The organism is Vibrio sp. 2304 (genome assembly GCF_033339475.1).
Taxonomy (GTDB): Bacteria; Pseudomonadota; Gammaproteobacteria; order Enterobacterales; family Vibrionaceae; genus Vibrio; species Vibrio alginolyticus.
The window spans coordinates 436,795-462,942 of record NZ_JAWOUQ010000001.1 but is presented as its reverse complement, the minus strand read 5'-3'; the positions used below and the strand labels follow the sequence as shown (position 1 = coordinate 462,942).

Annotated in this window: 34 protein-coding genes and 1 pseudogene; 5 read left to right on the top strand and 30 right to left on the bottom strand. The window is 46.7% G+C overall.

Translation table 11 applies throughout. The features are described 5' to 3' along the window. From R7P64_RS02165 to R7P64_RS02060, 22 genes are all read right to left on the bottom strand, one after another. A complete protein-coding gene (locus R7P64_RS02165; protein ID WP_025518650.1) occupies positions 1-672 on the bottom strand; it encodes a hypothetical protein in 672 nt (223 codons plus the stop codon). Further along, positions 663-1,352 (bottom strand): hypothetical protein, encoded by a 690-nt coding sequence (locus R7P64_RS02160; protein WP_225461299.1) that lies wholly within the window; start codon positions 1,350-1,352, stop codon positions 663-665. Before R7P64_RS02160 ends, R7P64_RS02165 begins: the two co-directional genes overlap by 10 nt. A gap of 9 nt (positions 1,353-1,361) precedes the next feature. Further along, positions 1,362-1,898, bottom strand: coding sequence for an adenine glycosylase (locus R7P64_RS02155; RefSeq protein ID WP_206958090.1), 537 nt, complete (start codon positions 1,896-1,898; stop codon positions 1,362-1,364). A 14-nt stretch (positions 1,899-1,912) separates the two neighbouring features. Next, the gene (locus R7P64_RS02150; RefSeq protein ID WP_318123129.1) at positions 1,913-4,963 is read right to left on the bottom strand and encodes a phage tail protein; all 3,051 of its coding nucleotides are present in this window, start codon (positions 4,961-4,963) and stop codon (positions 1,913-1,915) included. Between the two features lie 13 nt (positions 4,964-4,976). Beyond that, the gene (locus R7P64_RS02145; RefSeq protein WP_085342824.1) at positions 4,977-5,579 is read right to left on the bottom strand and encodes a phage tail protein; all 603 of its coding nucleotides are present in this window, start codon (positions 5,577-5,579) and stop codon (positions 4,977-4,979) included. Next, a complete protein-coding gene (locus tag R7P64_RS02140) occupies positions 5,566-6,753 on the bottom strand; it encodes a baseplate J/gp47 family protein (protein ID WP_318123127.1) in 1,188 nt (395 codons plus the stop codon). Before R7P64_RS02140 ends, R7P64_RS02145 begins: the two co-directional genes overlap by 14 nt. Then, complete coding sequence (locus tag R7P64_RS02135) at positions 6,753-7,094, bottom strand: DUF2590 family protein (protein ID WP_065302671.1); 342 nt, start codon at positions 7,092-7,094, stop codon at positions 6,753-6,755. The genes R7P64_RS02140 and R7P64_RS02135 overlap by 1 nt, the downstream gene beginning before the upstream one ends. Beyond that, complete coding sequence (locus R7P64_RS02130) at positions 7,094-8,980, bottom strand: phage tail tape measure protein (protein ID WP_318123125.1); 1,887 nt, start codon at positions 8,978-8,980, stop codon at positions 7,094-7,096. Before R7P64_RS02130 ends, R7P64_RS02135 begins: the two co-directional genes overlap by 1 nt. A gap of 11 nt (positions 8,981-8,991) precedes the next feature. Next, complete coding sequence (locus R7P64_RS02125; protein ID WP_164673212.1) at positions 8,992-9,132, bottom strand: DUF6890 family protein; 141 nt, start codon at positions 9,130-9,132, stop codon at positions 8,992-8,994. A 41-nt stretch (positions 9,133-9,173) separates the two neighbouring features. After that, on the bottom strand, positions 9,174-9,437 hold the full coding sequence (locus tag R7P64_RS02120; RefSeq protein ID WP_025517572.1) for a putative phage tail assembly chaperone: 264 nt from the start codon (positions 9,435-9,437) through the stop codon (positions 9,174-9,176). Beyond that, on the bottom strand, positions 9,434-9,718 hold the full coding sequence (locus R7P64_RS02115) for a hypothetical protein (RefSeq protein ID WP_045607483.1): 285 nt from the start codon (positions 9,716-9,718) through the stop codon (positions 9,434-9,436). Before R7P64_RS02115 ends, R7P64_RS02120 begins: the two co-directional genes overlap by 4 nt. A gap of 2 nt (positions 9,719-9,720) precedes the next feature. Then, positions 9,721-9,951 (bottom strand): hypothetical protein, encoded by a 231-nt coding sequence (locus tag R7P64_RS02110; protein ID WP_031856782.1) that lies wholly within the window; start codon positions 9,949-9,951, stop codon positions 9,721-9,723. Beyond that, positions 9,948-10,445 carry a hypothetical protein gene (locus R7P64_RS02105; RefSeq protein WP_065302674.1) on the bottom strand — a complete coding sequence of 166 codons (498 nt, stop codon included), beginning with the start codon at positions 10,443-10,445 and terminating at the stop codon, positions 9,948-9,950. The genes R7P64_RS02110 and R7P64_RS02105 overlap by 4 nt, the downstream gene beginning before the upstream one ends. Next, positions 10,442-10,660: a TraR/DksA C4-type zinc finger protein gene (locus R7P64_RS02100; RefSeq protein ID WP_133280148.1), complete on the bottom strand. Its 219-nt coding sequence runs from the start codon at positions 10,658-10,660 to the stop codon at positions 10,442-10,444. Before R7P64_RS02100 ends, R7P64_RS02105 begins: the two co-directional genes overlap by 4 nt. 12 nt (positions 10,661-10,672) lie before the next feature. After that, complete coding sequence (locus tag R7P64_RS02095; protein ID WP_025605246.1) at positions 10,673-11,122, bottom strand: phage protein; 450 nt, start codon at positions 11,120-11,122, stop codon at positions 10,673-10,675. Between the two features lie 3 nt (positions 11,123-11,125). Beyond that, a complete protein-coding gene (locus R7P64_RS02090; protein ID WP_140345058.1) occupies positions 11,126-12,256 on the bottom strand; it encodes a DUF2586 domain-containing protein in 1,131 nt (376 codons plus the stop codon). Positions 12,257-12,259: 3 nt separating this feature from the next. After that, positions 12,260-12,916: a virion morphogenesis protein gene (locus R7P64_RS02085; RefSeq protein ID WP_318123121.1), complete on the bottom strand. Its 657-nt coding sequence runs from the start codon at positions 12,914-12,916 to the stop codon at positions 12,260-12,262. Further along, positions 12,900-13,391, bottom strand: coding sequence for a phage tail protein (locus R7P64_RS02080; protein ID WP_318123119.1), 492 nt, complete (start codon positions 13,389-13,391; stop codon positions 12,900-12,902). The genes R7P64_RS02085 and R7P64_RS02080 overlap by 17 nt, the downstream gene beginning before the upstream one ends. Further along, entirely contained in the window at positions 13,388-13,807 is a 420-nt protein-coding gene (locus tag R7P64_RS02075; RefSeq protein WP_225461306.1) for a head completion/stabilization protein, read from the bottom strand. The genes R7P64_RS02080 and R7P64_RS02075 overlap by 4 nt, the downstream gene beginning before the upstream one ends. A 114-nt stretch (positions 13,808-13,921) precedes the next feature. Then, positions 13,922-14,638 carry a phage terminase small subunit gene (gpM, locus tag R7P64_RS02070; RefSeq protein ID WP_318123117.1) on the bottom strand — a complete coding sequence of 239 codons (717 nt, stop codon included), beginning with the start codon at positions 14,636-14,638 and terminating at the stop codon, positions 13,922-13,924. 10 nt (positions 14,639-14,648) lie between these two features. Then, positions 14,649-15,650 (bottom strand): phage major capsid protein, P2 family, encoded by a 1,002-nt coding sequence (locus R7P64_RS02065; protein WP_225461308.1) that lies wholly within the window; start codon positions 15,648-15,650, stop codon positions 14,649-14,651. Beyond that, on the bottom strand, positions 15,651-16,499 hold the full coding sequence (locus R7P64_RS02060; RefSeq protein ID WP_225461309.1) for a GPO family capsid scaffolding protein: 849 nt from the start codon (positions 16,497-16,499) through the stop codon (positions 15,651-15,653). A 166-nt stretch (positions 16,500-16,665) separates the two neighbouring features. Between R7P64_RS02060 and R7P64_RS02055 the strand changes: the two genes are divergently transcribed. From R7P64_RS02055 to R7P64_RS02045, 3 genes are all read left to right on the top strand, one after another. Continuing rightward, positions 16,666-18,441 carry a terminase large subunit domain-containing protein gene (locus tag R7P64_RS02055; protein WP_318123115.1) on the top strand — a complete coding sequence of 592 codons (1,776 nt, stop codon included), beginning with the start codon at positions 16,666-16,668 and terminating at the stop codon, positions 18,439-18,441. Continuing rightward, the gene (locus tag R7P64_RS02050) at positions 18,438-19,466 is read left to right on the top strand and encodes a phage portal protein (RefSeq protein WP_225461311.1); all 1,029 of its coding nucleotides are present in this window, start codon (positions 18,438-18,440) and stop codon (positions 19,464-19,466) included. The genes R7P64_RS02055 and R7P64_RS02050 overlap by 4 nt, the downstream gene beginning before the upstream one ends. Before the next feature lie 66 nt (positions 19,467-19,532). Then, positions 19,533-19,784 (top strand): ogr/Delta-like zinc finger family protein, encoded by a 252-nt coding sequence (locus tag R7P64_RS02045; RefSeq protein WP_225461312.1) that lies wholly within the window; start codon positions 19,533-19,535, stop codon positions 19,782-19,784. Here the strand turns inward: R7P64_RS02045 and R7P64_RS02040 are convergent. The 3 genes and pseudogenes from R7P64_RS02040 to R7P64_RS24820 all read right to left on the bottom strand — a co-directional run. After that, entirely contained in the window at positions 19,779-20,081 is a 303-nt protein-coding gene (locus tag R7P64_RS02040) for a hypothetical protein (protein WP_318123113.1), read from the bottom strand. The two genes, R7P64_RS02045 and R7P64_RS02040, sit on opposite strands and share 6 nt — an antisense overlap. 427 nt (positions 20,082-20,508) lie before the next feature. After that, positions 20,509-20,880 (bottom strand): hypothetical protein, encoded by a 372-nt coding sequence (locus tag R7P64_RS02035; protein ID WP_225461314.1) that lies wholly within the window; start codon positions 20,878-20,880, stop codon positions 20,509-20,511. 62 nt (positions 20,881-20,942) lie between these two features. After that, a pseudogene (locus tag R7P64_RS24820) lies at positions 20,943-21,107 on the bottom strand (phage repressor protein); the annotation flags it as partial. Positions 21,108-21,618: 511 nt separating this feature from the next. Here R7P64_RS24820 and R7P64_RS02030 point away from each other — a divergent pair. Both R7P64_RS02030 and R7P64_RS02025 read left to right on the top strand, forming a co-directional pair. Further along, the gene (locus tag R7P64_RS02030; RefSeq protein WP_225461315.1) at positions 21,619-22,398 is read left to right on the top strand and encodes a hypothetical protein; all 780 of its coding nucleotides are present in this window, start codon (positions 21,619-21,621) and stop codon (positions 22,396-22,398) included. Next, the gene (locus tag R7P64_RS02025) at positions 22,398-22,799 is read left to right on the top strand and encodes a hypothetical protein (RefSeq protein WP_225461316.1); all 402 of its coding nucleotides are present in this window, start codon (positions 22,398-22,400) and stop codon (positions 22,797-22,799) included. The genes R7P64_RS02030 and R7P64_RS02025 overlap by 1 nt, the downstream gene beginning before the upstream one ends. Before the next feature lie 165 nt (positions 22,800-22,964). Here R7P64_RS02025 and R7P64_RS02020 read toward each other — a convergent pair whose 3' ends face one another. From R7P64_RS02020 to R7P64_RS02000, 5 genes are all read right to left on the bottom strand, one after another. Continuing rightward, a complete protein-coding gene (locus R7P64_RS02020) occupies positions 22,965-23,186 on the bottom strand; it encodes a hypothetical protein (protein WP_225461317.1) in 222 nt (73 codons plus the stop codon). 67 nt (positions 23,187-23,253) lie between these two features. Continuing rightward, positions 23,254-25,341, bottom strand: a complete 2,088-nt coding sequence (locus R7P64_RS02015) for a hypothetical protein (RefSeq protein WP_318123112.1) — start codon at positions 25,339-25,341, stop codon at positions 23,254-23,256. Then, on the bottom strand, positions 25,328-25,567 hold the full coding sequence (locus R7P64_RS02010; protein ID WP_318123110.1) for a hypothetical protein: 240 nt from the start codon (positions 25,565-25,567) through the stop codon (positions 25,328-25,330). The genes R7P64_RS02015 and R7P64_RS02010 overlap by 14 nt, the downstream gene beginning before the upstream one ends. Next, complete coding sequence (locus tag R7P64_RS02005) at positions 25,564-25,791, bottom strand: hypothetical protein (protein WP_193233261.1); 228 nt, start codon at positions 25,789-25,791, stop codon at positions 25,564-25,566. Before R7P64_RS02005 ends, R7P64_RS02010 begins: the two co-directional genes overlap by 4 nt. Further along, positions 25,773-26,081: a hypothetical protein gene (locus tag R7P64_RS02000; RefSeq protein ID WP_318123108.1), complete on the bottom strand. Its 309-nt coding sequence runs from the start codon at positions 26,079-26,081 to the stop codon at positions 25,773-25,775. Before R7P64_RS02000 ends, R7P64_RS02005 begins: the two co-directional genes overlap by 19 nt. Between the last annotated feature and the right edge of the window lie 67 nt (positions 26,082-26,148).

Genomic DNA, 26,148 nt, shown 5'->3' with positions numbered 1-26,148 from the left:
TTATTTACCTGCCTTAACAGTCGATGATAAATCAGAGTGAGGCTTGCCTGTGTAAGCACAAATGCAGTCACCTTGCACAACACCTTTACCACCATTCATTGTGATGAGGTCAGCGACTTCTATGATTTTCTTAGCCGTTGTGGTTTTGTTGTTTGTGATTTCTTCAATTTTGTCTTCTAGTACTTTGATGCGTTGGTTTAAACATTCGGTGATGTTGTCTTTGTCGGTCTTGCTTTCAAAGTTACCTTCTTCGTCGACCAACTGGTAAACACCTTGGCGTTGTTGGTATCGGCTTTCGCCTTGCTTAATCGCTGGTAGCTTGAATCCCAATGGCAACACACAACGAATAAAAGGCTTATCCGGTTGGCCGAACATAAAGCCTATTTCTACAATGCTTCCGATTGCCGGTGGCTCCAGTCTTCCTGCATATTCACCAACACCTGGTATTGGAAGTGGTACCGCCTGAAGTGGTGATTTGTCTTTGAACTCCACGCCCTTCTCATCAAGCAGCTGAACGTCCACCGCGTAATGCGGATAAAAGCGATCAGACATGTCGCCCTCTTCTGGCAGCTCAGGTAACGCAACCACCTTACCCCATCGCGGTAAGTGCCAACGTCCAGTTAGTTCTGGAAACAATCGGAAGATGATCCTCTTAATTGCATTTACGTCCATGTTAGCTTCACCTCTGTTCCTTGGAAATCAACGCCGACCAAACGCAGGCCATTGACGATTGCACCCGGTCTTAACTTAGGGCTTGCGGGTATTTTCACGGACTTGGCCGCAGTGTGCCCCGTCATTAGGCTATCAGGAATAGTTACCGGCTTATCTGCCCAGTAAGAATCCTTCCAAGTGCCCACATAGATTTGGCCGTTACCCTGCTGTTGCCAAAACAGGTCTTCAATACCGAAGGCTTGAGACAGCTCGTCCATCACTCGATAGCCATTACCATCACTGTAAAAGCAAGGGATTGATGTTTTACTATAGGCCGCTTCTGGTACCACAAACTGCAGTCCAGTTTTGTTGGTCACATCGCTGAGTAATTGCATTAACGTTGGGTGGCGAAGCGTGATATCGAGCGGCTTAAACAACAATGCCGCCAACTCGCGACAAAACAGTTCTGACCATCCTTTTTCTGATGCTTGAACCCGTTCGATATAACCAAGAAATACCCGCGAGATGCTTTCACCCCACCCGATATCCACCGCGATAATGGTATTAACCTTCGGAGAACCTTCAACGGAAATCGAGCAGCGACCAGGTGTATTCACATCAAAGAGAATGCGATGATTCTTTGCTTTAATCTTTTGACTACCAAGATAGGCTCGACACACAAATTTGTGGTTTGGCTCCATTACCTCCCCCTATGACAATATTTCGTCTAGTGATTTGAGAAACTTCATGATGCCTGTGAGTTCGACACTGGTATCCGGCGGAACGTCTTCACTTTGACCCGTTTCAACCGGAGTGGTTACCCCTTGCACCTGCTGCTGTGTTGCTGGCTTATCTTCCTGACGCTGTTCAACACGCTCAGGGACAGACAAGTGCTCGACTAACTCAAAAGCCACGTTCCATTGTCGGTTGCTCTCTTGCTCATCGGCTCGAATAGTGCCTTGGAACTTCACCTGGCGAATCTTGAGTGCCGCAGCCGTGTTGTTGCTGATGCGGTAAATCTGGCGGGCACTGTTATCTTGCCCGCCTGCCAAGGTGAAAAGGTTGCTTAGGGTTTCACTCTTATTGAATGGGATCACGCCACTTACGGACAACACTTTGCCTTTGTTGCCCGTTTCAGCTTGGTCAGTCGATGAGGACTGGCCGGACATATCTTGTCCGGCGAGCTGTTGGCGAACGCTAATGCGCAGGTTCTTGAGTGAGATTTGAGTGCCGTTTAGGGTTAGCATCTTTAGTCCACTTCCTAGGCAACTGGCTCAAAACGGCTATCTGAAAGATACCCATTAAACATCATGGAAGGCGTAACACTACCTGTTATCACCACATCTTTTTCAACTAGCACTCCTTGAGAGCTGCGTAAATAACTCGCGGTGTATCCTGCATCCGTTTTTAAAATGCTACACCCTCTGAGATGATGCGGACCAAACTCTGGCTTTCCGGTACTATCAACGGGTAATGGCATGATTTGGCAATTGTGAAACCAAGCGATACCGTCTGAAGCAAATGAGCCGGAATATTGATCATAAGCCACACATGATCCACCGTGAACTTCCAAGTAATGGGATACCGTAATTTCAACATCAAACATGGTGCACTGGCTAATCAAAATACGAAGCTTGATTCTATCCGCACCAATGTTTCTTTCATTAGTATTTGGAGCATATTGAACCAGCGTTTCTGCACCAGGAGAATTACCCTCGTTATACCTTGGATTACGGTTCGCATTAAAAATTCGAGAAACAGACCAAACCGCATTGTGCGCCCCATCCGCAGCATCGCCCGCTTCAGCATTCATTTTGACATACAAATCCTTAGGTCCGTTCACGGCAGATATGTAGGCATTAGGGTTTTCTTTTGAGTAGTTGACGTTGTCGATAATGACTCGCGCAGGAAGTCGAGTCCCTGTAGTAATGGCATTGTTTGAGAAATCGACACAAACAACACCAAACGCCTGATAAGTGAGATGAGAGTCCGGAGCTTCAATCACCACGTCTTTAATGATGATATTTCTTGCCCACTCGACGATATGGCTTGCTCCATAGTCGCCATCACAATGGAACTTAACTATCTGCAATCCAATATCACGCGACATGCTGGTATCCACAATCATTCTCAGACCATCAATTTCTATGGTACCTCGCCATTCACTTGCATAGTCAGGACGCAACTGAACTACATCACTAAAACCGTAATCTTTAGAATTAAGCTTGGTCGACTTTCCAAAGAACTTAGAGCAGTTCTTTAGCTTGAGGTAACCGCCTCCAGAACCAACCAATATCCCCCATTCTTTAAAATGGGTGTCTTCTGCTAAGAGGTCCCAAAGACCGAAGTGCCCATCAAATCGGTTGATTTTACAACTCTTCAACGTCACCCCATTGACGAGGTTCATACCCGCGAAACCATAACCACAATAGGCGTTCAGGTTTTCCAGATATAAGTCCACGACGCCCGTTCCGGAAAGGCCATAAGTGCCATCTGTCCCATCCAAACGAGTCGGTGCTTCTGCGTTGACGTCGATGAGACGAACGTCAGCACACATTGAATAGCTCATTGGAGCACGGATATTTTTTTGGTCTGAATTGGTTTTATCTTTGAAACCAACCAGGTGCCAAATCGTATTGTTGCGCGCTATTTCTAAGAAGATATGGCTAGGACTGCCATTTTGGTCGAGGAACCCTCCCTTAATGGTAATGTAGCACTGCTCCATATTACGATACTGAACGGTCAGTGATTCAGATTGCGTGTAATCAAATCGTAAAGGCTTATTCAACTCACCGTTTTTACCCACTCGGTTTGGCTCTCGTTTATTTTCAAACGTAGATGATGATGGGTAACGCTTGATATGAGGCGTATCAGAATCAATGAATATAAACGCGTTATGAAGAGTCGCCAGTGATGGCAACCAACTTGACGATTCGTAGAACTCACTTTTATTCAGCGGCAAAAGGAAGGTTTCCAGCGGGTTTCCTTCCGCTCGAAATAGGACGGGCATGCTCCAAGTCGCCGGGTTACCAACACTTGAATCAATGATGAATTCTGTCATTCCCCAATCCACATTCGTGTTAATAACCACTAAGTGGCTATCATCAATCAGTGCTTTCCCATCTTCATTCTGAACTGGAACCAGCTTTAGATTCGCGCAATCATGACAGTCTTTAATTTGCTGCATTACCGAAGTTTGACCGTCTAATACCGCACCAAACTGGCGATAATTCAAAGGGCTGCTGACAATTTCAAATTCCCTACCCTTCGAATCGTAGACTAACCCAATGTCGAGATGCGACTTACCCGCTTCTTCAAGCTTAACGTTCCCTGTAAATGTAAATTCTGCTGAACCTTTATCGCCTGGCGAATAGTAGCCTCTGGTGATGACATGTTCACAGTCCAAGCTTCTATCAGTGAATGACGTAAAAGTTGGTAATGACATTGTCATCATTTTCGTGCCACCAATGCCTCGCAAATCACTCACTGTTCCATCAGCCAGCACCTTGGCAATTTTGCACACGAAATGCGAGATATCTTTACCAGTCGATGAATCGATGTAATCGTCTTTCTCTTCGGCCGTGATAACGAAATCAAACAGAGTCACCTGCTCACCTGTTGGTGTACCTTCGCGGTACGCATCGATGTAGATGAACGAGGGCTTATTGGGTACCTGAATACTTCGGTCAAATTCCATGCTCACTCGGTTACCTGATACATAACCGGCACCCGCTTTGATGTTGTATGCACTGCCTGATGGCGTCACCAAGAAACCATCTTCGATAAACCAGTCTTTGCCGTTCTGGTCGATGATGGATTGCGCCACATCACTGTCCATCTTCTTCATTCGATCAGTGGCGTTGTATTGCCAGCTGGATGCATCCACCGTGATGTTGGTGATTTCCGCGATGTCTTTGTATTCAAGTACGACCGAACGCACCAAGGTATTACCCGCAACACCTGGTTCATCTGCCGTCTTTGGTGTTAGCGCGTGATGGTCAATCGTGACTAATACGCCATATTCAGAGCAGTATGCGCCTGTCCAGCTGAACTCAAACGGACCAACATCGCTGGTCAAGGTGGTGCTGTAAATCACCGAGTCAGCAGAAAGTCGGCCGCGTTGCTCAACCTGCTCTTGATGAACAATGTCGTCAGTTGGTACCACATCATCTGGCTGTGGGAGCTCTGGGCGGTTGGGAATATTCGCAAATATCATTTTGTCGATGATAAGCGGCTTTTCTTCAGCGTTGAGCTGTGCCAACAGTGCTTTACCTGCGGCAGTTAAAATTGACTTGTCAGTGGTATTTGCCATGTTTAGTAATTCCTTAACCCTTCACTGTGGCTTGGTAATATTCGCAGTCGACGTTCAGCACACTTGGAAGCATGCCAACGTTGAGCCTGGTCTTAACGTGAGACGTGGTGTATTGCGCTTCGACGTTCTTGCTTCGAGCGGCCAACGGCATTTCAACATAACTGGTGTATTGATATCGGCGGCAAGTGCGCCCGTACTGTCTAATGACGGTATCTAACAACTTAGGGACATTGGTTAGGTCACCGTCGCGGATTTTTACGCTGATCACATCCCAATCCACATTAGCCAAACGCTCATCTTGTCCAATGTGCGGATAACCCAACTTGGCAAACATATCTTCCCAGCCTGCTATCGTGCCCGCGTCACGTGCGAAGCCATAAGCGTGAGCCACACGGGTTCGAAATAACGCTTCCGGCTCTTGGCCTAGGCGTTCTATATCGCGTTGCCAGGCAAGGATATTCACCAGTGCTATTGGTGCAGTAAGTGGGTCATGCTGCTGCAATGGCATTTCGAATGCCGACCTCACATGTTCCCAGTAGTTACGCATGGCTCGGGCGAACTTAGCCAGTTCGCCACGTCCCATCCAGTAACGCAGATTAATCTCAGGAATTTTCAACGGTCACCCCCAGAGAATTAATGCGCGGTACCGTCAAGTTATTGATGATGTCGGCATTATCGAATTCGAGCGATTCAATCTCCGAAAACTGCTCATGCAGCTCTTGCCCTAATCTTGAGAAACTGAATCGAAGCACCGGACTAGTAACTGTTGGCGAGTAATCGGTGTTCTCACGGAAAGCCGCACTAATAAACTGCTCCACTTTCATTTTCAACGCATCTCGGTGTTCCATCGTTAATGAACGAAGTGGCCAAACCCGGCAGACAATATCGTGGGTTGTTTCTGGCATGGCGAGGACTTGCAGATCATCACCATGTCCGTGCTGACCTTCGACACGGATGTACTCATTCAAATCCGCCAACATTTCTGCCGATGGTTCCCCCGTATCTAAAAGGATGAACGCGTTGGCGGTACCTGGACCACGCGGAGCGTTGTGCTCAAAATAGACATTATCGTCATTGATACCTGCGCGACTGGTGAGCAGTGAACGGTAAGCTGCGTCAATGTGCCATCTTGCTACTGCGCTCCATTGGTTACGAATACGTAGGCGGAGTTCGTCATTACTCTCTTTGTCTGCCCCAGCTTCATTCAACCATTCAGCAGGGTTGGTCACTGCGCCAATGCCCGGAATGGCTGTTGGTAAAATGTGGTAATACCCTTCACCTAGGTTGTAAGCCGCGCCCTCGTTCTCTGCCTCGACTTCTGCCATCACCATGGTGTCGTTCTCAGGCATCGTGGTATCAGCAAGCACCTTCACCCGGTAAATCGTGCCGTTAATCGGTTCGGTCTGTACCCACGTATCTTTGGGGATCACCAACGCAGGGCCTTTAACCGCAGAACGTTGAAAAGCGATCATTCCTTTGGCTTTGGTTGCCCCTTTTCGGGTGAGTTTGCATTGCCACGCCAACAAGTCGAGCCATTGGTCTACAGCGGTCGCAACAAACATATTCGGCAAGACATAGCCAACCAATAAGGTATTGATGAGCCACATCGTGACTTTCACTACGGTGGCTTCAATGAGTCGCCAAAATGGAGAAAACGGCGAGTCGTTTGAGATGATGGAACCTTCTTTATCCATCTCCTCTTTGAGTACTTTCTTCCACCCTGCTTCATCGGTTGGGATACCGGATTGCTTCACCAGTTCGGAATAATCCGGTTTTGGAATATCAGTCATTAACGCTCTCCGTTATTCACTATCTCTAATTTCAACTCGCCAAAGTCCATGGTGTCGGCAAACACGTAAATCGTGCCCTCAGTCGGTTCATCCAAACGCACGGTACCCGGTACCAATCGAACATCTTCTTCAACCAGCAATTCCAGCTTGGTGCGGATATCGGCTTTCTTGGATGGGCTTCGCTCAGCGATTAAATCCACCGCTAAGTTGCTCTCGATGATGGCGTGTTTGATGTCTTGGGCAATAACCGCTCGGTCTTGAATCAAGATTGGGTTGCGGCCTGCATCGAGCACCACATCCCCGTTCTCAATCAAAATGTCTTGGTATTTGTAATCCGCCATTAGCCTGCCGCCATTTCTATTTCACTCGCCATGTCTTGCGGGCTGTTCATGTAGGTTGGATAAATCGCCACACCACCGTAGTTCGTCGAACTGGTTTGATAGCTGGCAATGTTCTTGGCTGCGCCCCCAGGTTGAATTTGTGCTCGAGGCGTAGCACTTTGAACGGACTTAGATTTCACTTGAGTCGCTTCATCATCACTACCGAAGCCCGGTATCCAATCAATGAGTCCTTTCACGGAATCCCAAATTCCCGCTAGGCTCTGGGTAATCCAATTGAACACTCCGGAAAAAACCTCCTTAATTGAGTTGGCCATATCACCGATAAAGGCAAATCCACTAGTGTCGGTAAAGCCGCTCATGGCCCATTGCCAACCTGCCTTGATGAACTCAAACATGGCTCTGAATGGAAGTGTGATTAAAGTGATTGCCCCTTCTAGTACTTGGAACCAGGTTGTGTCACCCAACGAGGCTTTCAGATCATCCCAGTAGAAGATCAGCGCACCCACTGCGGCGATTGCGGCAACGACAGCACCAGTAATGAATCCTATTGGGTTCGCCATCATTGCGATGTTTACCGCTAGCATTGCAACGCGAAGCGCTGCCATTCCTTTGGTTAGTAAAAAGTTCACCCCTGTAAACATCTTCATGGTGAGCATATAAGTCGCCATGACTTGTTTACCGACACCCATCATTAAGGTAAAAACACCACCTGCTGCTGCTGCACCTAAAATCGCCATGGCAGCAAAACCAATGTACTTGGTCAGGTTCGGGAACATCTCTGTCCATTCGATGATTTCTATCGCACCATCAGCCAAGCTTGAAATCACAGGCAAGAGAGAAGGCAACAACGCGGCACCAAAAGCAGTGCGAACTGCAAACACGCCTTGTTCGAGTCGTTCCCATTGGTCGGTCATCGCTCCGGCCATGTTAATTGCCGTATTTAAGTTACTAGCATCATTTAGGTCTTTGACGCTGGATTGCAGCTCATTCGTTTTGCCTATCAAGTCGGTGATAAGCAGCACGGCTTCATCCGAGCCGAAAGCTTGCTTAATCTGATCAATTTCCAGTGAATCTAAATCACCGAATTGGTTGCGTAGTTTCGACATAATGTCGAACATGGGCAGCATTTTTCCGTTGCTGTCGGTAAACGACATACCAAGCTTGTCTTGTGCTTTGACAACACCGTTCATAAAAGCTTTGTAACGAGTCCCCGCTTCACTACCAGTCATAGAGCCTTGTAGTAGGCCAAGCACGGCCATTTGCTCTTGAATGGCTACGCCGTGAGTTTTACCTAATGCGCCAACACCTTTAAACGCATCCGACATGCCTTGACCCGTGGTTTTGAACCTCTCGACAGATTTTGCGGTCATACCTGCAACTTGTTCAGCCCAGTTGTCTTTACCAATCCGATCGGCTTGGTCTTTAAAAACCGAGTACATGGTACCCATGTAGTTGGTAATGGTGGCGGTATCTGCTTTAGTCGCAGCGGCTAAAATAGCCGAGCTTCTTGTGACACCCGCCAGTTCATCACCTGTCATATCTCCCATAGCAGATTTGATATCATACGAAGCCGCCACAAATTCAGTGGCCGACTTACCATATTCAACCGAAAACTTCATTGCGGTTTGGGTAAGGGTTTTTAGTTGGTCATCGGCAACACCAAGTGATTTCACTTCACCTAATGCCCTGTCCATCTCAATTGCTGGCATCAAGGCTTGTTGCAATGCAAAGCCAGCACCCACCATGCCTGCCGCGCCAGCCATCATGATATGAGTACCCTGACGGTAGGTATTGGTGACATCATGCAAATTGCGTTGAATATTGCCCAGAGGTTTAGAAATCTGGTCAATCAATCCAACTTGAAATCTGAGTGCTTCTGGTAACATCGTGTTCCTTATCAGCTAAACGCCCTGGCAACCCCATTGGCGGTGGCAGCTTGCATGTTTTCCCAATACTGACGCTCTAACCAAATTGCCCTTGCAAGGTTCTCTTCGCTGTCTGTCTCACCCGGCAACCACTTACGGCGCCAGGTAAGCATTTGTTCGAGCTCGTTGGAGTCCATAGCCCGAACAAGGGCATCTATTTTTTTACTTTGATTTGCAGCTTCGGCGTGTATTCCTTGAGAACTTCACCCACAACCTGAATCGCTGCACCTGGGTTCTCGTTCGTCAGCTCACGGAATACTTCTTTGCTTTCTTCTGTAACGGTGTTCATCAGAAAGTTATGCGCAGAGTTCACGATTTCCCCCTGTGCCAACGCGTTCATGTAGTCGTTGTAATCCGCTTCTGTTGGGACGAACGTGATATCTGCATCACCGACCGTTAATACAATTTGCTTGCTCATGCTACATCTCTCTCTTTATCTAGCTTGGTTTCCAAACGGTCGAACCGTCCGTTAATTGAATCTTTCAAATCATCTACGGCTTCCCGTAGTTCGTGCTTGGTGGCGTACTTTTCAGCGACATCACCACGCAGTCGCTCAGTGGCTAGCTCATTGGCATGGATACGACGATCATGATCTCGGGCGGTGCTTTGCCCTTTATCCGTTCTGCCGAAAACCACATTGATGATGGCGATAAGCAGCGCTATCGTTGCCACAATCGCCGATATCCATGATGAATCCATCGCTATTCCTTCAGTGGCACTTCTTTCAAGCGTTTGCCTTGTAAAGCGTTGATGATGTCATCCACGGTTTCTTGCAGAACATCGTTTGTGCTCAGGCCTTTCAAGGTTTCCAAGCCCCATACCACAAGACGTGTGGCGAAGCGTTCAAGGATGATTGACCAACTGATTTGAAAGAACAGACCTTTCAGTACTTCCAACAATGTCTTGCCAACGATTCCAGTTATGAAACTCATGCTGCTTCTCCGATTAGCGATTGATATGCTTGCAGATAATCTTCTGCGGTTGCTTTCCCTGCGCTCGTGTTCCAGTACTTCTTCGCGTACCGAGCCAAGCCTTCTAGGTCATCGGCTTCAGGCAAGGCTTCCGGGAACCGAATTAAATTGAGTCGTGCGGTTGCCACTGCGAACTCGGGTGAAATCACCATGTAACGAGGGTCTAAGTGCTCAACGGGGCAAAACATCGACAATGCATCCAACAAGTGGGGGCGGCTGTTACCTAACCACTCGACAAGCCAGTTGAAGGTGGCTGGCTCCATTTGGGTAAAGCCCAATGCAGGACCACGCACTTGTTTTGAGTAAGTAAACTTTCCAGACTCATGGGCAATAATCATCAGGATCAGATTAATGGCCGCTTGAGTGTTCATTGTGCCTTTACCACCGGATGCCATGTCTAAGTGGTCAAGGACTGGCTTCATGATTTTCTCAACAAAGAGCTTTGCTAAATTCATCGGGTCATTCGCTCCAATTCGCTTTGACACTGGGTGCAGTAGATGCAACCTGGTACTTTTTGGCGGCGTTTTTCTGGGATTGGGTCGCCACATTCGCCGCATTCATGTGCGCTTTCCCGTTCTTCACTTCGCTTAGCCCTTGCCAGTTGGTTGGCAAGCGCCACTTCTGTGAATTGGGTTTCAATACCGCAGGCATGGTCGATAACATCTGCCATCATGCCTCCTTGTTATTGAACCAAATCTTCGGTTTCATCCGGACGTAGGTACGGCACACCGTTGATGCTGACAAAGTCTGGGCTCGTCACCTCGAATGGCAGCTTGTGAACCAATGCACTACCGCCATTCGAATCGGCATCAAGTAGGTCAGAGATTTTGATACGACATCCGAAGGCTTCAATTTTGAGCTCATCTTTATCAATCTTGCCGTAGAACAACGCGTCAAAATCAGGCATTCCTCGCCAAGAGCCGGCTTGTTTCGCTGCTTTGCTTAGTAAGTTAAATTGCTGAGTGGTCAGCTCCATCTCACCGCTAGCCTCAACATCTCCGTCGACGTAACCATCTGGCACACCAGAGGTTTTATTGACGGCGGAATTATCGGTGATGGATAACGAGACTTTTTGTGCTTTGAGCTTGTAGTCACCCAAAGAGAAATGCATGTTCTTGCCAGAAATTCTCATGGATTACGCCTCCAAATCTGCAGGGTTAGTAAGATCAAGCGCGATGTTGACCACGATGTGTTTCGGGCAGTTATGAGGACGAACCATCAAACCTATCGACACTTTGGTTTTGGTTACCCACTGAATGGTGACGTCACCATCTTCTGGCGGCATGATTTCACCAGGGAAGGTAATGCCGCCAACTTCTGTCGTTTTCGACATATCACGCATATCTTTGCGAAAGTAAGTGCGGTTCAGCTCAATGCTTGCAGGCGTTGAGTTAAGAATGCGGTCGGCAATACGTCGAATCGCTTTGATACGCACACGGCGGTTAAGCTTGTGCACCGGGCGAACGTATTCGAGGTACTGATAATCACCGCCTTTGGCTTCCAATGTGGTTGCGTCCGACCAGTACACCCCTTCTAAATCGGCGTACCATTGCGGCAGTGAGTAACGTGCGTCGGCTAGCGTTGCGATGGTGCTCATCTCTAATGCTTTGCCTGCGCTGTCCGTTGGCATGTCACCCAAGCTCAATACTGAGCCTGTTGCGACACGCATCGGACTGTCTGCTACCGTGACGTTTCGATCACATAGACGACCAGCAAGTACACCCACGTTATTGCCGTTAAGCTGAGGAACGGGCGTCACGAGGTTTGCAGAAACATCTTTCACCAGGTCAAGCATGGCGGTTTCGTACTCTGCCCACGTTTGGCCAGTATCAGGGGTTGAATCAATGCCCGCACAAGCGGCGAGGAAGAACACCCAACGACCAAGTTTGCTAGTCAGCTCGGTTGCTTTCGACTGCATATCATCAAACTGAGTTTTGACCGTGACTGGGTCACAAATAGCAATGCCTTCGAATGAGTCAGTCCGGTTCGCCAGATCAACAGCGTCTTGCCAGGTATCGTCTGCATCTAAGCCAACAATCGCACCCGTCCAGTTTTGTTTGCCGTTAAGCTGGGCGGCTTTCACGTTCAGACCAAGCGCATCATCGGCAACAACTTCGTCAAGGTTGGTCATGTTATTAATACGGGTCACTTTGCCTTGCAGTTCGGCCTTGTCAGTACGCCCGATGAAAAGCACGTGACGTTCTATCTCAGGGATACCGCCTTGTGCCAAATTGAGATTGTTAACCTCTACCTTTCCGGTTGCCATTGGTTATTTCCTCTGTTTTGCCTGCTCAAATATCTTGATGAGCTGGCGGTTCACTTCACGTTCTTTACTACCGAGAATCTGACGCTCTGCTAATGGAATATCCCAACTGGTGATATTTGGCTGATTAGAGAGTTCTCGAATGAGCTGTCCTGCTTGTCCGTGGGTGATGGTTACCATCAACTCACGTAAGCTGGCTTTCTTTCGTCCTTTGCCGCTTTTTCTCGGTACCGTGTAACCCAGTTCTCTTAGCTTTCTCGCTTGCCCCTTGGTACAAGGTGCTGAGTAATCCGGTTTGCCCCATCGCTTTTGCATTTGGCGCTTGGTCATTTTTTGCTTTTGACCAAGGTGGTGCCTTGCTGCGATTTTTGCGGTTAACTTGTTACTCCAAGTCAAATCAAGCTGGTTGGCGTTTCTCACATAAGGCGTTAAGCCCTTTGCCATCCGCTTTAAAACCTTGCCTTTCCTCTTTCCTTTCTTTGGTTGCAGAGCGCGTCCGTTAACGTCTTTTTGGGAGCGAATGCGCTTTCTGGTATTGGTCGTTTCCCAGCGGCCAAGGGTTTTCAGTATCCAGACTCGCTTTTTAGGTGGCAGAGCCAGTATGGCCAGCTTTTCCTGCATGTTGAGCACATCGCGCTCATTGACCTTAATTTGCGGCTTCATTCACCAACTCCGCTTCTTCTGCGGTGTAGATTTCAACGGTCTGCACTCGGTAGGTTTCCCCTCGCCAAGTAATCATTCCCGCTGGGTCAGGAATAAGCTCAATCGGCTCCATCATTTCCAATTCAATAAAAACGTCGGCTACCTCACTACTGATCACATCAACCGAAAGGTCTGGGTCGCCTAACTCATCTTCATTACGCGTGGTGTCGTAATCGCTCAGCCAACAGGCAACCAAAGCAAGTAAACAGCGAGGGTCCAGAAGTCGGTGTGGAAACTCTTCAATACTGATCACCGCGTTGTACTTCCAGTGACAGGCGATATAACCGCCGTTACCTCGATCTTCACCGTTTGGCACGATGGAGCCGTTTTCCTGCCAGGCATCAATTTTGTTATCGAGCACATTGGAATTCAGGTGATTGACGATGTAATCCGTCAGGTGTTCCAGCTTGGTTTTGTTGTAAGTGGTTTCGCTCATATCGAGTCAATCCCATTTGCACTGCGGCCAAGGAGCGCACGCACATCTTTGTTACTCTGGGCGAGAAAACGTGCCTCTTGTTCCGGTTCATCCGTTGCCACGCTTTCACCTTCTTTGCGGCGGTCTTGAGTCGCAAACTCTTTCATCAGTTCGGCGTGAGCCCGACCATAAACCGCACGCTTGTAGAGCATGATTTTCGGGCTGCTCAGCACTGGCTTTTCACCACCGACAATCAAGCTTTCTAATCGTTCTTGAATATTCAGCGCGGCGATGGCCACCGCGTAGTTCAAAGAGTCGTTATCAAACGTATGGGGAACACGGCGTAAACTGCGAAATTCAGCCGTGGATAAATCCGGCCATCCTTCACCGGGTATGGCGATATTGACTGCACTGTTAACATTTCCGCCAAAGCTCATAACGGTTCCTTGCTTATTTAAATTAGGGCGCCTCTAGCCACTGGGTCGACGGTATCGAGTTAGCCGGTTGGCTTCTCTTACCTCACCAGTCGAGGCGCGGTGGCGTAGGAGTCTTTACAGGTTCTTGCCTTCGTTAATGGCGCGAATTCGGGCTTCAATCTTCTTAATTTGGGTACCTACCCCCACTTTGCTGTTCTTATCGTGCGCGTGTTGAAGCAGAGCCAAGGCTTTTTCTAGCGTTTCTACGTTGCCAACCGCTGTGGCTTGCGGCTGGCCTTCTTCATTTCGGATTAGGTATAAACCCGCGAACTTGTACCACTTGGCGTGAACCTTCTCGTGCAAGCGCCACTCTTTCTCGACCTTGTCGAACACCTGGGAGAAATAAGGCTCAATGGAATGACCACGTTCGGATTCTTTCTCCGCCCATGCCAACACTTCGTCAGCACAGAACGTCGGCCAGTCACGGCGGAAGTTTTCTGGCGTAGGCAAATCTAGCTCAATGGCTTTCATGCACCACTCAATCGCGGCATCCAGCTCTTTAATGTCGAATAGCCAAACCACCATGTTGGTAAAGATTGGGTTTTCGAACGCTTCGCCACTTTCTAAATAGGCCTGAACATACGGCTTGTATTTCGGTACCAGCACTTCACGCTTGTGCTTAATTCGATCAGCGATGGCGTTAAATGAGCGCAAATACTTGCGGTCTTCTTCAAACTCAATCAGCTTGATGTGCAGGCTGTCGGTATCTGGACCGGAAACGGCTTCCGGTGCAGACTGGTTAGCTTGCTGTTCAATGAGCTTTCGGCGCTGTTTTGCTAATGGGCTAACCATGCGTCACCCTTTAACCTGCTGCTTCAACAACCGTGACTGATTCAATCGCGGCAAACTTACTCAGGTTGCCCACGGCATACCCTTCCATACGGATGTGATTGCTCTCAAATCGCATACGATCCGTATTGTTCTCTTGCTTGCGCCATTGGGTACCTGACTGCGTCAGAATCTGTAGATTCTTCAAGCTCGTGACCCAAACCGCATTGGCTGGAAAGAACGGTGGAGTGTAGGCTTTTTTACCCGCAATGGTTTTCGCCAAAGATTGAGCTGCTTTATGCTCAGTTGGTGTATTAGCTGATTCCAATAAGCGGTGCTGCTCAGCAGCGACCAAGTTAGAGCCGATCACTACGACTAGGTCATCGTCTTGACGATACTGCTCTGCAATGGTTGTGTTAATTAAGTCCTGAACCAATGAATCTAAGTTCTTGTATGAGTCAGCTGTAGCGCCTGTAGGATCGAGCTTCGCATCTGCTAGTACTTGAGCGGCTTTCTTCTCTTTGACGATAGTCAGCCAGCCTTTGTTCACATCCTGCCCCAATGGATTAGCCACTGGATCGGTTGTGGTAGCAACGCTTGTGCCATTGAAGCCAATGCGTAACATATCTAATGCAAAGCGTTTTGTGATGGCACTTTTCATTAGATTCATCCATTGGCCTTTACTACCAGAGTTGATCCATTGAGTCATGAGTTCCCAAGGGATGTGCGCTCCTGAATCGGTTTTGACTAATTGATAAGTGTTGCCATTTTGACCCACTTCCACGCTAAAGCGACCATCTGCACGACCCGTTGAGAGACCATCGTCACCTACATCAACCACTTGACCTTGGATTTGGTCAACCAGCCCGGTATGGATCATGCCAAGAAATGCATGGGAGTGCTTTAATGCTTCACGAAGTTTGGTTTCCATTACCGGAGTGATAGAAAACATTTTCTCGTCGGCTTCGGCATTCGCTGCTTGAAGAGTGCCACTGATAAACTCTGCTAGATAAGTTTTAAAATGTGTCTTGCTCATTTAGTAGAACTCCATAGTAGTGCCATCACCCTCGCCTTCCGGCTCTTGCCCAGGAACTTCCTGTGAAAGTTCAGCGAATTTGCTTTCCAGTCCGTCTACCTTCTCAAGCAACGGTTTTAACTTTTCATCCAAAGAGGCAGAGAACTGCTCAATGGTTGCCCCCTGACCTTTTGGTTCTGGTGTTTCTGGTTCGTTTTGCAAGTTGAATTCTTCAGCAAGTTCTTTCTTGAACTCACCTTTGAATGCAGAAAACTGTTCTTGCAGAGCGGCTTTAAGTTGCTCTTCAGTCACTTCGTTATCCTCAGCTGTTGATGTCGTTTCTGGCACTTCATCGCCAGAAGAGAAAAATTCATTAAATGCCGCGAATAGGCGGTCTTTACGAGTAAAGCATTCTGAAAAGTCCACCTCTTCTAAATGACTTGCTTTAATCTCGGTGGTTTCACCAGATTGGCGAGAGAATTGAAGGAGCGAGGTACCTGTGGAGGCTGGGGAGTCAGTCGCAGCTAGGCCCGTTAAATAGCAACGCCCTTCGCCCTTGTAATCGGGATTCGGTTCGATGGATGTAAATAGCTTTTGTTTTCTGCGGTTGGCTTCAAGCATATAATCGTTAGGCTCAAGCCTGGCAAACAGACGCATCTTGCCGTTTTCTTCTTCGGCTTTAAGCTCAATAACTTTGCCCCAGTTATCACCATAACCACTAAAGCGTTTATGTTCTGGCCAGATTAGCGCGGTGTATTCTTTCGGGTCATAGCTCGATGCCATTTGCTCAATCCATTCACGGGTAATTTTGCGTCCGTCAACGGTTGGTCCCTCAGTAGCAATGATTTTCCAGTCACTAATCTTTGGCATTTTCGTACTCAAGCTTGTCATTCACATTTCGGTTTGAGCAAACAATACGCCTTTGAATAACGGCTTTCAGCCACTTCAATTCCTAGAAATTCGGATTTTGTCCATATCCGATTTCATCCGAATTTTAGTTAGTCATTTGCGAGTTTTCGGCGCGTATGATGCAGATATGGCATATTCAGATGAAATAAGAGAAGCCGCGAAAAAGCTCTATTTACGCGGCGCTACTCCAAAAGAAATCGCAGCGCAGCTGAACCTCAATAGCGAGCGCATCATTTATACCTGGGCGGAGAAATTCGGCTGGGCTTTGTTGCTTAATGAACTTTCTGTTGAGGAAATGATTAATCGCCGTTTGGCGGTGTTGATAGATAAGGATGAGAAAACCGATCAGCAGCTCAAGGAAATGGACAAGCTTATCGATCACCACGTTAAGCTGTTAAAAGCTCACGCTGATGCAAAAGCCAAAGTAGAGCGGCACCTTTCGCTAGGCAGCTCACCAAAAAGTGATGGTGGCTCATCAAAACAAAGCAGCAGTAACGGCGAGCGTAAGAGAAGCCGTAAGAAAAACAGCATTGAGCACCTAACAGAAGATGACTTTAAAGGCTGGCACGAATCTCTGTTCAAATACCAGCACACGATGCGTAACAACATCAAACAGCGTATTCGTAATATTCTGAAGTCTCGCCAGATAGGCGCTACCTACTATTTCAGTGGTGAAGCCTTAGAAGATGCGATTCTGACTGGTGACAACCAAATCTTTCTTTCTGCATCACGCGCACAGGCTGAAGTTTTCCGCAGCTACATCATTGCGATTGGTAAAGAGTTCTTAGACATTGAGTTAACCGGCAACCCTATTATTCTTTCCAATGGTGCCGAGCTCCGCTTTTTGTCCACAAACAGCAAAACCGCGCAGAGTTATCACGGCCACGTTTATGTCGATGAATATTTCTGGATACCTAAGTTCGACGAGCTGAACAAACTGGCTTCGGCAATGGCAACACATAAGAAGTGGCGAAAAACTTACTTCTCAACACCATCTTCTAAAATGCACCAGGCGTACCCGTTCTGGACTGGTGACCAGTGGCGTAAAGGCAAAGACTCACGCGCCCATATCGAATTCCCGACTTTTGATGAATTCCGAGACGGTGGCCGACTTTGCCCAGACAAACAGTGGCGTTATGTTGTGACCATTGAAGATGCCGCGAATGGTGGTTGTGACCTATTCGACATTGACGAACTGCGCGAAGAATACAGCGATGAAGACTTCAAAAACCTATTCATGTGCGTGTTTGTCGACGGTTCGCTGTCTGTCTTTAAATTCTCTGACCTTGAAAAAGGCATGGTGGATGCCGCTCACTGGCAAGACTTCAAGCCAAACAACAAACGACCTTTTGCCACTCGAGAAGTTTGGTTAGGTTACGACCCAAGCCGAACCCGAGACAATGCCTGCTTGGTGGTTGTCGCTCCACCTGCCGTAGCGGGTGAACGCTTCCGCGTACTGGAAAAACACTATTGGAAAGGGCTGAACTTCCAATATCACGTGTCAGAAATAGAGAAAGTCTTTCAGCGCTACAAAGTGACTTACATCGGCGTCGACACCACGGGTATTGGCGGCGGTGTTTGGGACTTAATTTCGAAGAAATACCCACGTGAAGCACACGCCATCCATTACAGCAACGAAAACAAAAACCGCTTGGTAATGAAGATGATTGACGTCGTAGAAGCCAAACGCCTGCAGTTTGATGCCGAACACAAAGACATTGCGATGGCGTTTATGGCGATTAAGCGCGTCCCAACGGCCAGCGGTAACGCCATGACCTTTAAAGCAGAACGCAGCGAAACGACCGGACACGCCGATGCATTCTGGGCAATCTCTCACGCCATCATTAACGAGCCGTTAGATCACTCCACACCAACTAAATCAACCTGGACCACTGCAGCATGACCGAGCAAATGAACACTTTAGTCAAACAAGAAGAACACGCGCCAGAGTCGGTCTATCACCTCGACTCCTCACCAGAGTCCATCGATTCAAACAGTTGGATGACCACCTATTCAGATTTGTTTTACAACGATGGTGACGACTATTGGGAGCCACCAATTTCCCGCAGTGGCTTGGCCGATATTGCTCGAGCAAACGCCTATCATGGTTCACTGCTTATCGCTCGAGCAAACTATGTAGCGGGACGCTTCCAAAGTGGCGGTGCAACTCGACGCAGACATATACAAGCTTTTTGCCGAGATTACTTTACCTTTGGCGATGCAGCGTTTCTTAAAATCCGCGATGGTTTCAAACGTGTGGTTCGTTTACACCCATTACCTGGCATGTACCTTCGTAGACGTAAAAACGGCAATTTCGTCATACTAGAGCGCGACAACCGACAACGAGAATACAAAAAGGAAGATGTTATCTTCTTACCTCAGTACGACCCGCAGCAACAAATTTACGGTTTAGCGGATTACTTGGGCAGCATTCAGAGCAGCTTGCTGAACAAAGATGCTACCTTGTTCCGCCGCCGCTACTACAAGAACGGCGCACACATGGGCTTTATCTTCTATGCCACCGATCCAAACCTTAGTGAAGACGATGAAGAAATGTTGAAGGAGAAGATTGCCAGCTCTAAGGGCGTGGGTAACTTCCGCAGTATGTTCGTAAACATTCCGAATGGTAAAGAGAAAGGAATTCAATTGATTCCGGTCGGTGATATCGGCACCAAAGATGAATTTGAGCGCATCAAAAATATTACGGCGCAAGACATTCTAGTGGGCCATCGCTTCCCAGTAGGCAAAGCAGGCATTATCCCGCAGGGTACCACCAGTTTAGGTGACCCGATTAAGATTGGCAGCGAATACGCCAAAGATGAAATTATTCCAGTATGTGAACTGATTATGGATGAAGTGAACAGCGACCCAGAGATTCCCAAACGGCTCCATTTGAAGTTTGATACCCATACGGTAACAACAGCATAAGACTGTACAAAAACACAGACATTGACGTAATATTACGCTGTCAGTCAGTTAAATTAGGTCAATGTAATGAGAGTGTTTTGCCCGGAGTGCGGCGAGAAAAGCCGCATCCAGAAATCGAATAGAATGAGCACGAAGTACGCAGATTTGTATTGCTCGTGCAATGACTCAGAATGTGGGCATACCTTTGTGATGAACTTGTCTTATAGTCACACTCTTAGCCCTAGTGCTAAAACCACATCGCAACTAGCGTTTAATATGGTTAAGGCTTTAGCACCAGAACATAGAGAAGAATTAAAGCAGCAACTTTCCATTCTATAACTTAAACGTTGGGCTCTCTGCCTCATCAGCCATCCTGATTATTGTCTCGATGGCTTTTATTTTTTCATCGTCCAGTAGGTGAGCAAACCTCGGTAACACTCCCTCAAGTAACACTCTCCCTGCTTCCTCTCTTCCCTCGCCTACCGTACTGACGGCCACACCATCAATGATTACATCCAGAGCGGATTGAAATAGCTGCTTTTCTTTAGACATATCAATACCCTTACCAGTGACACTGACAATATACTGTATGTACATACAGGTTTCTAGCTGTATTCTTAGACCTGCTTCACTCATATGTCATTTTCCTTCTTTAAGAACGTCGGTTTCACATTGTTCAGTTAAACAGCCAGCACATCTGACCCGGCACGTTATGACTCATACATTTATCAAGCAATCACGGTTTTAATGTTTCCAAAGTGCCCATGATGGCAAAGCTGAGCCCGTTATTTGCCACCATATACGTCTCAAAACTAATCTAGCTGGTCTCGGCTACGATTTGAAAAAAGGCGCAATGGTGCTTAATAAAAAGAATGAGTGGTAAGGGATAAAGAAGGAGGGTGTATTTATAGTTGCGAAAAGCAGATTCGCTGTCAATAGACGAAAAAAAACGACGGCTGTGGATAACCGTCGTTTCAACCCACCTTAATTATGTTGTGGATAAATGAAAATTCCTTTTCTTTAATTACATAAAATTGCACTAAAAAAAACAACAAAAGTCACATTAAAACGGACTTATCGCTCCATACTTTGCTAACACTTTAGAGATATAGTCCCAAAGCTCGTTCAAATCTCGATATTCCAAATAGAAGTTGCTGTCGACAAACTGCGAACCACTTGATGAGAAATTCGGTTGCGCTTGTCCTTTGCAACCGATACCCAATTCAAAGGTGGCTGAGAACTTACCGCCTCTTGGCCTTACATTGAATTTGTTGTGGTATGTCCAATGGGTTTCAGATTGGCAGCGTTGATAGTGAGCCGGTATCCAGCCAGAGTCGTAAAAATTTGGGTAGGTGTGCTTTGGGAGTTGTAGCGTTGATTGAGGAGGAAAAATAGCGACAGGCTGAGAAGATTCTTTTTCGAGTACATCAAGCACCCTTTTCTAAATCGTTTAGCCACTTTAGCTCGACTAAACATAGCGACTACTAAATGTGCCCCTCTGAGTGAGAAAATACGAACTGTTTTTTGTAAATTCCCCGAGACACTCAAATTGAGGGACTCGTTCATTTCAGACGAAAACTCATCATAATTACGTTCGTAAATTTGGGTTACCGCATCTGACTTAGAGTAACCAAGTGCGTGCGCTAGCTCAGTAGCAGTCAACCAAAGCTTTTATTGGTATTCGATAACGTCGAAATGAGTGTTTTGGAAAGGAAGTGCTGTTGAAGTCATAAGGTTGGTACTACCGCACAATCAGGACTGCCAGCCTAAGCTGCCTTGCCCAGCCCAACATAATTTGATAGCACAATCCTCAGACGAATTGACCATGTTTAGATTTGCCGAAGCCATACATATAAAAAACCAGCAAAAGATGGCGCATATATACCCTGAGGTGTTCAATGCGAGATACTAATCCCCGGCACTGGATTTTGCCAGTGTTCTAGTAGGTTAGCCGATGTGACCTATACTAGTCAATGACGTCTAAGAATATTGATGAACATTGACGCATATTGATTAAGATTTGACAATGTGATGATTGTTTGAAACTTTAGGGTGATGTATAGTCCGGTTTCTGAAAAATAGTGTATATTATTTTTTGTACTCCTATCCCTCGTCATAAAATGACTTAGAAAATGTACCTCATATTTTCTACGCAGATATCTAAGGGTGTAAATTGCAAGTAGCACACGCGACTAAAGTTAACGAATTACTAGACTCACTAATGGAAGCTATTGCTTCTGACACTGTGTTAAGTGAATTCGAGCAAGCTTACTATAAGAGAGAAGCAGAAAATTTACCTGATGCGGCACATACGCATTTGGTCCTTACTCTGCTGTATACCTCTTTGCGTCACCAGAAACTTACTCTTGTCCACGCTCAAGAAGCATTACGCTTATCAGAGCCAGGCGAACTCGCATCCTATGCAAATGCGATCTGGGCTATGAATTATGTGGGTGCTGCCAAGTCGCTGTATGATCTAATGTCTCAGTTTAATTTTGAACTCTTTCCAGAGGTCATTATTGAAAATATGGTCGTTGCAAGTCGCTTTTACAATGATTATCAATTGACCGAGAAGTTACTTTCACATCTTTCTGAAAGTGAATATCTAGAACCTGAGTCGCTCAACCTTGCGATAAAGCAACAAAACCTCGCATTAGCTCAAGAGCACTTTGGCACTACAGCTCAAGATCTTCTCGATGTGTCGATGATTGCATCAGAAGTTGTTGAAAAATTAGATGTTGCTGTTCCTGTCGATTCAAAGACCTACATTCTCCCTGAATCACATCATTTAAGTGTAGTGTTCGAAGTGCAATGCTCTGTTGATGAAGCTTTCGACCTAAACTGGGAACTTAGCTCAAAGTTAGTCGAGCGCGGTTTGGATGATTGTAATATTGTGGCTCGCTTCGACATTGAAAGCTCAAAGCCAGAGCTTGTTGCAGGAGGAGCGGTCTAATGCCAGTGACAACTGACGAACTTATCGCACATACGCATTCCCTACTAAACTCGGCTTCAAACGAGGCCGAGTACCGTAACGTCATAAGTAAAGGCTATTATGGAATGTACCATTCGGTTCTTTCCATACTTGATAACGCCCCTCCAAGTGTTATTGGTCAAGGGGTACATGCTTCGCTTATCTCATACTTAAAGTCACATGACGTGAGACACAGTGAACGCCACAATCATATGTCTCTCAAAGCATTAGCTATGGTTTTGGCTCAATACAAAGACAAGCGTGTGGTTGCTGACTACAAACTTGAGGCTACAGTGACCAAAGAACACGCTGAAGATATTGCTAACGCTGCAACTCGTCTTAAAGATAAATGTGACGGCTTAGTAACATCTCTCGACCAATAGGTCATATCAGCGGCCAAACGTCCCCATCGGGGAAAGTCGACAGATCAGGTTGTTGATACTCTTGCTTTTCTGGTTGGGCGAATAAGTTGTCCCAACCCTCGAAATACATCCAATTGGTGTCTGAGCCCAAGCCCTAAACAAACAAGATTTAACATCACAGACGCACTAAATTTTAAAATACAGATTATACACCTCTTTGACACCGTCAATTAGCTTGTCGAGATCTTCTACTAGGTCTAGAACATTTTGAGAGAATGGTCCCTGAGCATATTTAAAAGCCTCATCAAAGTCATCTAGTAATGCTGCGGTACTTTGATTCGACTGTTTTTTAATCATTGCCGCTGATTCTATGTCGATAAGGGTAATTAGTAGTTTTAAATTAGCCATAGTTTTCTCGATAAATTAAAGCAAGTACTTACTAAGCACCTAGCCTTGGTTTTAGGCATATGCGCCTCTAACTCAACATGGGTTGAAACCGCCCTTCCAAATAGTCAGCGGTAATACTTTGCCAATAGCACACCTCATTTTCATCAATTTCAATGGGTTGTACGGCATCAAGTAGTATCGAATGCCAGTATGCCTGATTGTCTTTGAACCTTACGAATGATCTTTGATAAAAGTTATCAGCATTGTGCTTTACATCACTCAAATCAATATCACGACACTGTAATGCCCACCCCCTAGCACCAGCAGCCCAAAACAGGAAGTCGTCCACCTTTTGTTTCGCGTCTTCACCCTCGAACGTAATGCAAAAACGATTCGTTGAGCTCACATGCACACCGCGTTCTTTAATAGTTTTGTTAAGCTTTTCCGCTTGTTTCTCCAAACGGATGATTCGTTGGCACAGACGGTTTTGATAGTCCTCTGGCTTACTCTGCTGCTTTGCTATCGACTTCGCTTTAATGGTTTGAGCTTTCGCCGCTTTTAGATTTCTAATTTGACGCTTGATTGGCTTCTTCCATTGCTCCAGCTTATAACCGAGCTCCTTGATAATTGCAGTCATATTGCCTGCTTCAAACGAAGCAAGGGTCTCCCAAGCAGGAGCTCTTGAACACTTCGCGATATTGTATCGATTTCCCTTGATTAGCCCTTGGTCAGCATTTTCACCTTTCGCGGCATAACCGACTGCTTTGATAATGTAAGAACCGGCGGCTTTTGGCTTTTTGATTCGCTCTAATTTCGCAAACCCATGCCCCCATATCTTTTCAAGTCGCTTAGCCCAAGGACTAAATAGATGCTCTGGCACTGTCCAACGTAGCAAAATGTGAACGTGTGGATTAGGCTCTCCATCTTCGTTGGCTGGACACTCGGCTACCCATATGTAATGGAAATCAGCAGGCAAGTTGGTCGGGCCAACATCGCTAGGTTGAACATATTTAGCAACTTTATCCTGGGATAAATCACAGTACTTTCGTCCACTGTCGTTATCAACTTGGATGGTATGATCCGCAATCCAGCCGCGTTGATACATTTTCTTTGCGCCATCAAGAAAACGAGAGACTTCTTTACCTATCGTTGTCTCTAAGGTTTTTTCCATCGAGAACTCTTGCTTGGGCTTTTGTTTAAGATCGCAATACGGCCCGGCTATGACACTACCCTGATTCATAGCTTTAATACGCTTACTATCTAAGGTTGGAAACAGCCAGTATTCTCCACCAATATCAGTGATTGGTTGGTCAACTTTCTTTTCGCCACGCTTGGGATGTACTGTCACCATGTTGCGCTTATAGATTATGGGGTGATGCGACCCCATGCTTACACACTCACTTCCATCCAACATTCCACCGAATATGGCCATCCGTTGTGCCTTGGTGAAAGTCAGCGTCAGAAAAGTAGAGAAACCACCGTGGCAAGCTGCAGTGTAAGCCCCTGAATCAAATATTTTAGAAACTGAACGGGACGTCAGCTTTTCTGAGAACCTTTCACCACTGTTTTCTGCTGGCGCAGCACTAGATGACGTTTCGGTTACTGCCTGAAACTTATAAGTTTCATTCCAAGACCGATGCATTAGCTGCATTGAAATAGGAATTTTTTTAGGTTCGCCTTGCCCTCGTTTGCCATTCTGATTGAGAATGGCAGGTTTAGAGCGCTCGTTCGTTTCATACAATGCATCATGGCTGAAGTTGGCGTCGGCATTGCTGATGATACTTTTAGGACGTAGAGACTTGCTCAGGCTCATCAATTGCCTAATTTGCTTGTCTTTTCTGTGGCGAAATTTCTCTGTCGGACTTTTGCGCCCTTTGACTAGCCTATACTCTTCGGCGATTCTCGCCGCCGCTTCGCGGTCGTGTTCCGAGCGGTAATTTTTGGCTTTATAGAAATCCGTTCGCTCTTGAAGATCTCGCTCTCGCTTGGATTTTCGGTTAGGAATGCGGTCATAGATTGGGATTTTTTTGACCATGCCACTATCCAAAAGGGCTTGTTCCTGGTCTGAGTAAATTTTGGAACCTAAAAAACCAGCATTATAGCTGGCGTCATTTTTTCTGATTCGGTCAAGGGGCATTACTGCCCCACCGATATAGAGAAGATCAGATTGATTCATACTCCATCCCTAATTTTTCTTTCGCAAAGACAACAAACCGCTTTTGCCAATCAGGCTTATTAACGAAGCTTTCCAGTTCTTCAATTCGAATGTTCATGGTTACGCCCCAACCTTCTGGCCCAGCAAAGTAGGCAACCGCGCACTTTTCGAATGTCGCCGTTCTGCCTTCAAAAACTTGGATCTTGTCTTCATCTACAGAGAGTGAGGTAATCTTCTTGTATTTCATACCGCCTCCAATTCCTGAGTCGTCACCAACATAAAGCCACCTTTTCCGTTGCCCTTGCTCAACACACCTTTAGTTAGGTGAGTACAACTAAGGGAAACACATGCCTGTTCGATCGCTTGGTCTAGTGATTCGAAGTCGCCTACCATCACATTGGCAACTTCTTGGGTTTCTTCATGGCGGACAACGCCCCCATCGGGGCAAAGCATTATTGCGGCGTATTGCATAGTTCTGGCTCCAGTTCTTTGTCATCACGGCGAACAGCAATGCGCTCAATCAGGTCGTCTTCAATGTTCAGTAGTTCTTCTAGCGCACGTTCCTTATCAATCAACACAACGTTGTGGGCGTGGTTCGTCGTGTTTTCATCGAACACAATCACGTTCAGAAGGCTCATTTTTGACGAGTACTCGATACGAATACTGATGATGTCTGCACTATCCAACGCCAAAGCGAACAGGCTGTTGATGGTTGCTTGGATCGCGAGTTTGTTTGCTACTTCATTAAGGTCTTTATTCATCTTCTATGCTCCTACGCTAAGGCGAAAAAAGCCCCCCAATACTGCGGGGGCAAAGGCTGGCTTGGTG

What these genes read in the sequence shown, in the direction of transcription:
- R7P64_RS02045 (WP_225461312.1), top strand. Translation starts at nt 19,533, where the DNA reads ATGAGAGTGTTTTGCCCGGAGTGCGGCGAGAAAAGCCGCATCCAGAAA.
- R7P64_RS02140 (WP_318123127.1), bottom strand. Translation starts at nt 6,753, where the DNA reads ATGACTGATATTCCAAAACCGGATTATTCCGAACTGGTGAAGCAATCC.
- R7P64_RS02075 (WP_225461306.1), bottom strand. Translation starts at nt 13,807, where the DNA reads ATGAGCTTTGGCGGAAATGTTAACAGTGCAGTCAATATCGCCATACCC.
- gpM (WP_318123117.1), bottom strand. Translation starts at nt 14,638, where the DNA reads ATGGTTAGCCCATTAGCAAAACAGCGCCGAAAGCTCATTGAACAGCAA.
- R7P64_RS02155 (WP_206958090.1), bottom strand. Translation starts at nt 1,898, where the DNA reads ATGCTAACCCTAAACGGCACTCAAATCTCACTCAAGAACCTGCGCATT.
- R7P64_RS02080 (WP_318123119.1), bottom strand. Translation starts at nt 13,391, where the DNA reads ATGAGCGAAACCACTTACAACAAAACCAAGCTGGAACACCTGACGGAT.
- R7P64_RS02130 (WP_318123125.1), bottom strand. Translation starts at nt 8,980, where the DNA reads ATGTTACCAGAAGCACTCAGATTTCAAGTTGGATTGATTGACCAGATT.
- R7P64_RS02100 (WP_133280148.1), bottom strand. Translation starts at nt 10,660, where the DNA reads ATGGCAGATGTTATCGACCATGCCTGCGGTATTGAAACCCAATTCACA.
- R7P64_RS02160 (WP_225461299.1), bottom strand. Translation starts at nt 1,352, where the DNA reads ATGGAGCCAAACCACAAATTTGTGTGTCGAGCCTATCTTGGTAGTCAA.
- R7P64_RS02150 (WP_318123129.1), bottom strand. Translation starts at nt 4,963, where the DNA reads ATGGCAAATACCACTGACAAGTCAATTTTAACTGCCGCAGGTAAAGCA.
- R7P64_RS02055 (WP_318123115.1), top strand. Translation starts at nt 16,666, where the DNA reads ATGGCATATTCAGATGAAATAAGAGAAGCCGCGAAAAAGCTCTATTTA.
- R7P64_RS02095 (WP_025605246.1), bottom strand. Translation starts at nt 11,122, where the DNA reads ATGAGAATTTCTGGCAAGAACATGCATTTCTCTTTGGGTGACTACAAG.
- R7P64_RS02090 (WP_140345058.1), bottom strand. Translation starts at nt 12,256, where the DNA reads ATGGCAACCGGAAAGGTAGAGGTTAACAATCTCAATTTGGCACAAGGC.
- R7P64_RS02135 (WP_065302671.1), bottom strand. Translation starts at nt 7,094, where the DNA reads ATGGCGGATTACAAATACCAAGACATTTTGATTGAGAACGGGGATGTG.
- R7P64_RS02050 (WP_225461311.1), top strand. Translation starts at nt 18,438, where the DNA reads ATGACCGAGCAAATGAACACTTTAGTCAAACAAGAAGAACACGCGCCA.
- R7P64_RS02165 (WP_025518650.1), bottom strand. Translation starts at nt 672, where the DNA reads ATGGACGTAAATGCAATTAAGAGGATCATCTTCCGATTGTTTCCAGAA.
- R7P64_RS02015 (WP_318123112.1), bottom strand. Translation starts at nt 25,341, where the DNA reads ATGAATCAATCTGATCTTCTCTATATCGGTGGGGCAGTAATGCCCCTT.
- R7P64_RS02060 (WP_225461309.1), bottom strand. Translation starts at nt 16,499, where the DNA reads ATGCCAAAGATTAGTGACTGGAAAATCATTGCTACTGAGGGACCAACC.
- R7P64_RS02125 (WP_164673212.1), bottom strand. Translation starts at nt 9,132, where the DNA reads ATGCTTACCTGGCGCCGTAAGTGGTTGCCGGGTGAGACAGACAGCGAA.
- R7P64_RS02115 (WP_045607483.1), bottom strand. Translation starts at nt 9,718, where the DNA reads ATGGATTCATCATGGATATCGGCGATTGTGGCAACGATAGCGCTGCTT.
- R7P64_RS02065 (WP_225461308.1), bottom strand. Translation starts at nt 15,650, where the DNA reads ATGAGCAAGACACATTTTAAAACTTATCTAGCAGAGTTTATCAGTGGC.
- R7P64_RS02120 (WP_025517572.1), bottom strand. Translation starts at nt 9,437, where the DNA reads ATGAGCAAGCAAATTGTATTAACGGTCGGTGATGCAGATATCACGTTC.
- R7P64_RS02085 (WP_318123121.1), bottom strand. Translation starts at nt 12,916, where the DNA reads ATGAAGCCGCAAATTAAGGTCAATGAGCGCGATGTGCTCAACATGCAG.
- R7P64_RS02040 (WP_318123113.1), bottom strand. Translation starts at nt 20,081, where the DNA reads ATGAGTGAAGCAGGTCTAAGAATACAGCTAGAAACCTGTATGTACATA.
- R7P64_RS02025 (WP_225461316.1), top strand. Translation starts at nt 22,398, where the DNA reads ATGCCAGTGACAACTGACGAACTTATCGCACATACGCATTCCCTACTA.
- R7P64_RS02005 (WP_193233261.1), bottom strand. Translation starts at nt 25,791, where the DNA reads ATGCAATACGCCGCAATAATGCTTTGCCCCGATGGGGGCGTTGTCCGC.
- R7P64_RS02110 (WP_031856782.1), bottom strand. Translation starts at nt 9,951, where the DNA reads ATGAGTTTCATAACTGGAATCGTTGGCAAGACATTGTTGGAAGTACTG.
- R7P64_RS02020 (WP_225461317.1), bottom strand. Translation starts at nt 23,186, where the DNA reads ATGGCTAATTTAAAACTACTAATTACCCTTATCGACATAGAATCAGCG.
- R7P64_RS02010 (WP_318123110.1), bottom strand. Translation starts at nt 25,567, where the DNA reads ATGAAATACAAGAAGATTACCTCACTCTCTGTAGATGAAGACAAGATC.
- R7P64_RS02105 (WP_065302674.1), bottom strand. Translation starts at nt 10,445, where the DNA reads ATGAATTTAGCAAAGCTCTTTGTTGAGAAAATCATGAAGCCAGTCCTT.
- R7P64_RS02000 (WP_318123108.1), bottom strand. Translation starts at nt 26,081, where the DNA reads ATGAATAAAGACCTTAATGAAGTAGCAAACAAACTCGCGATCCAAGCA.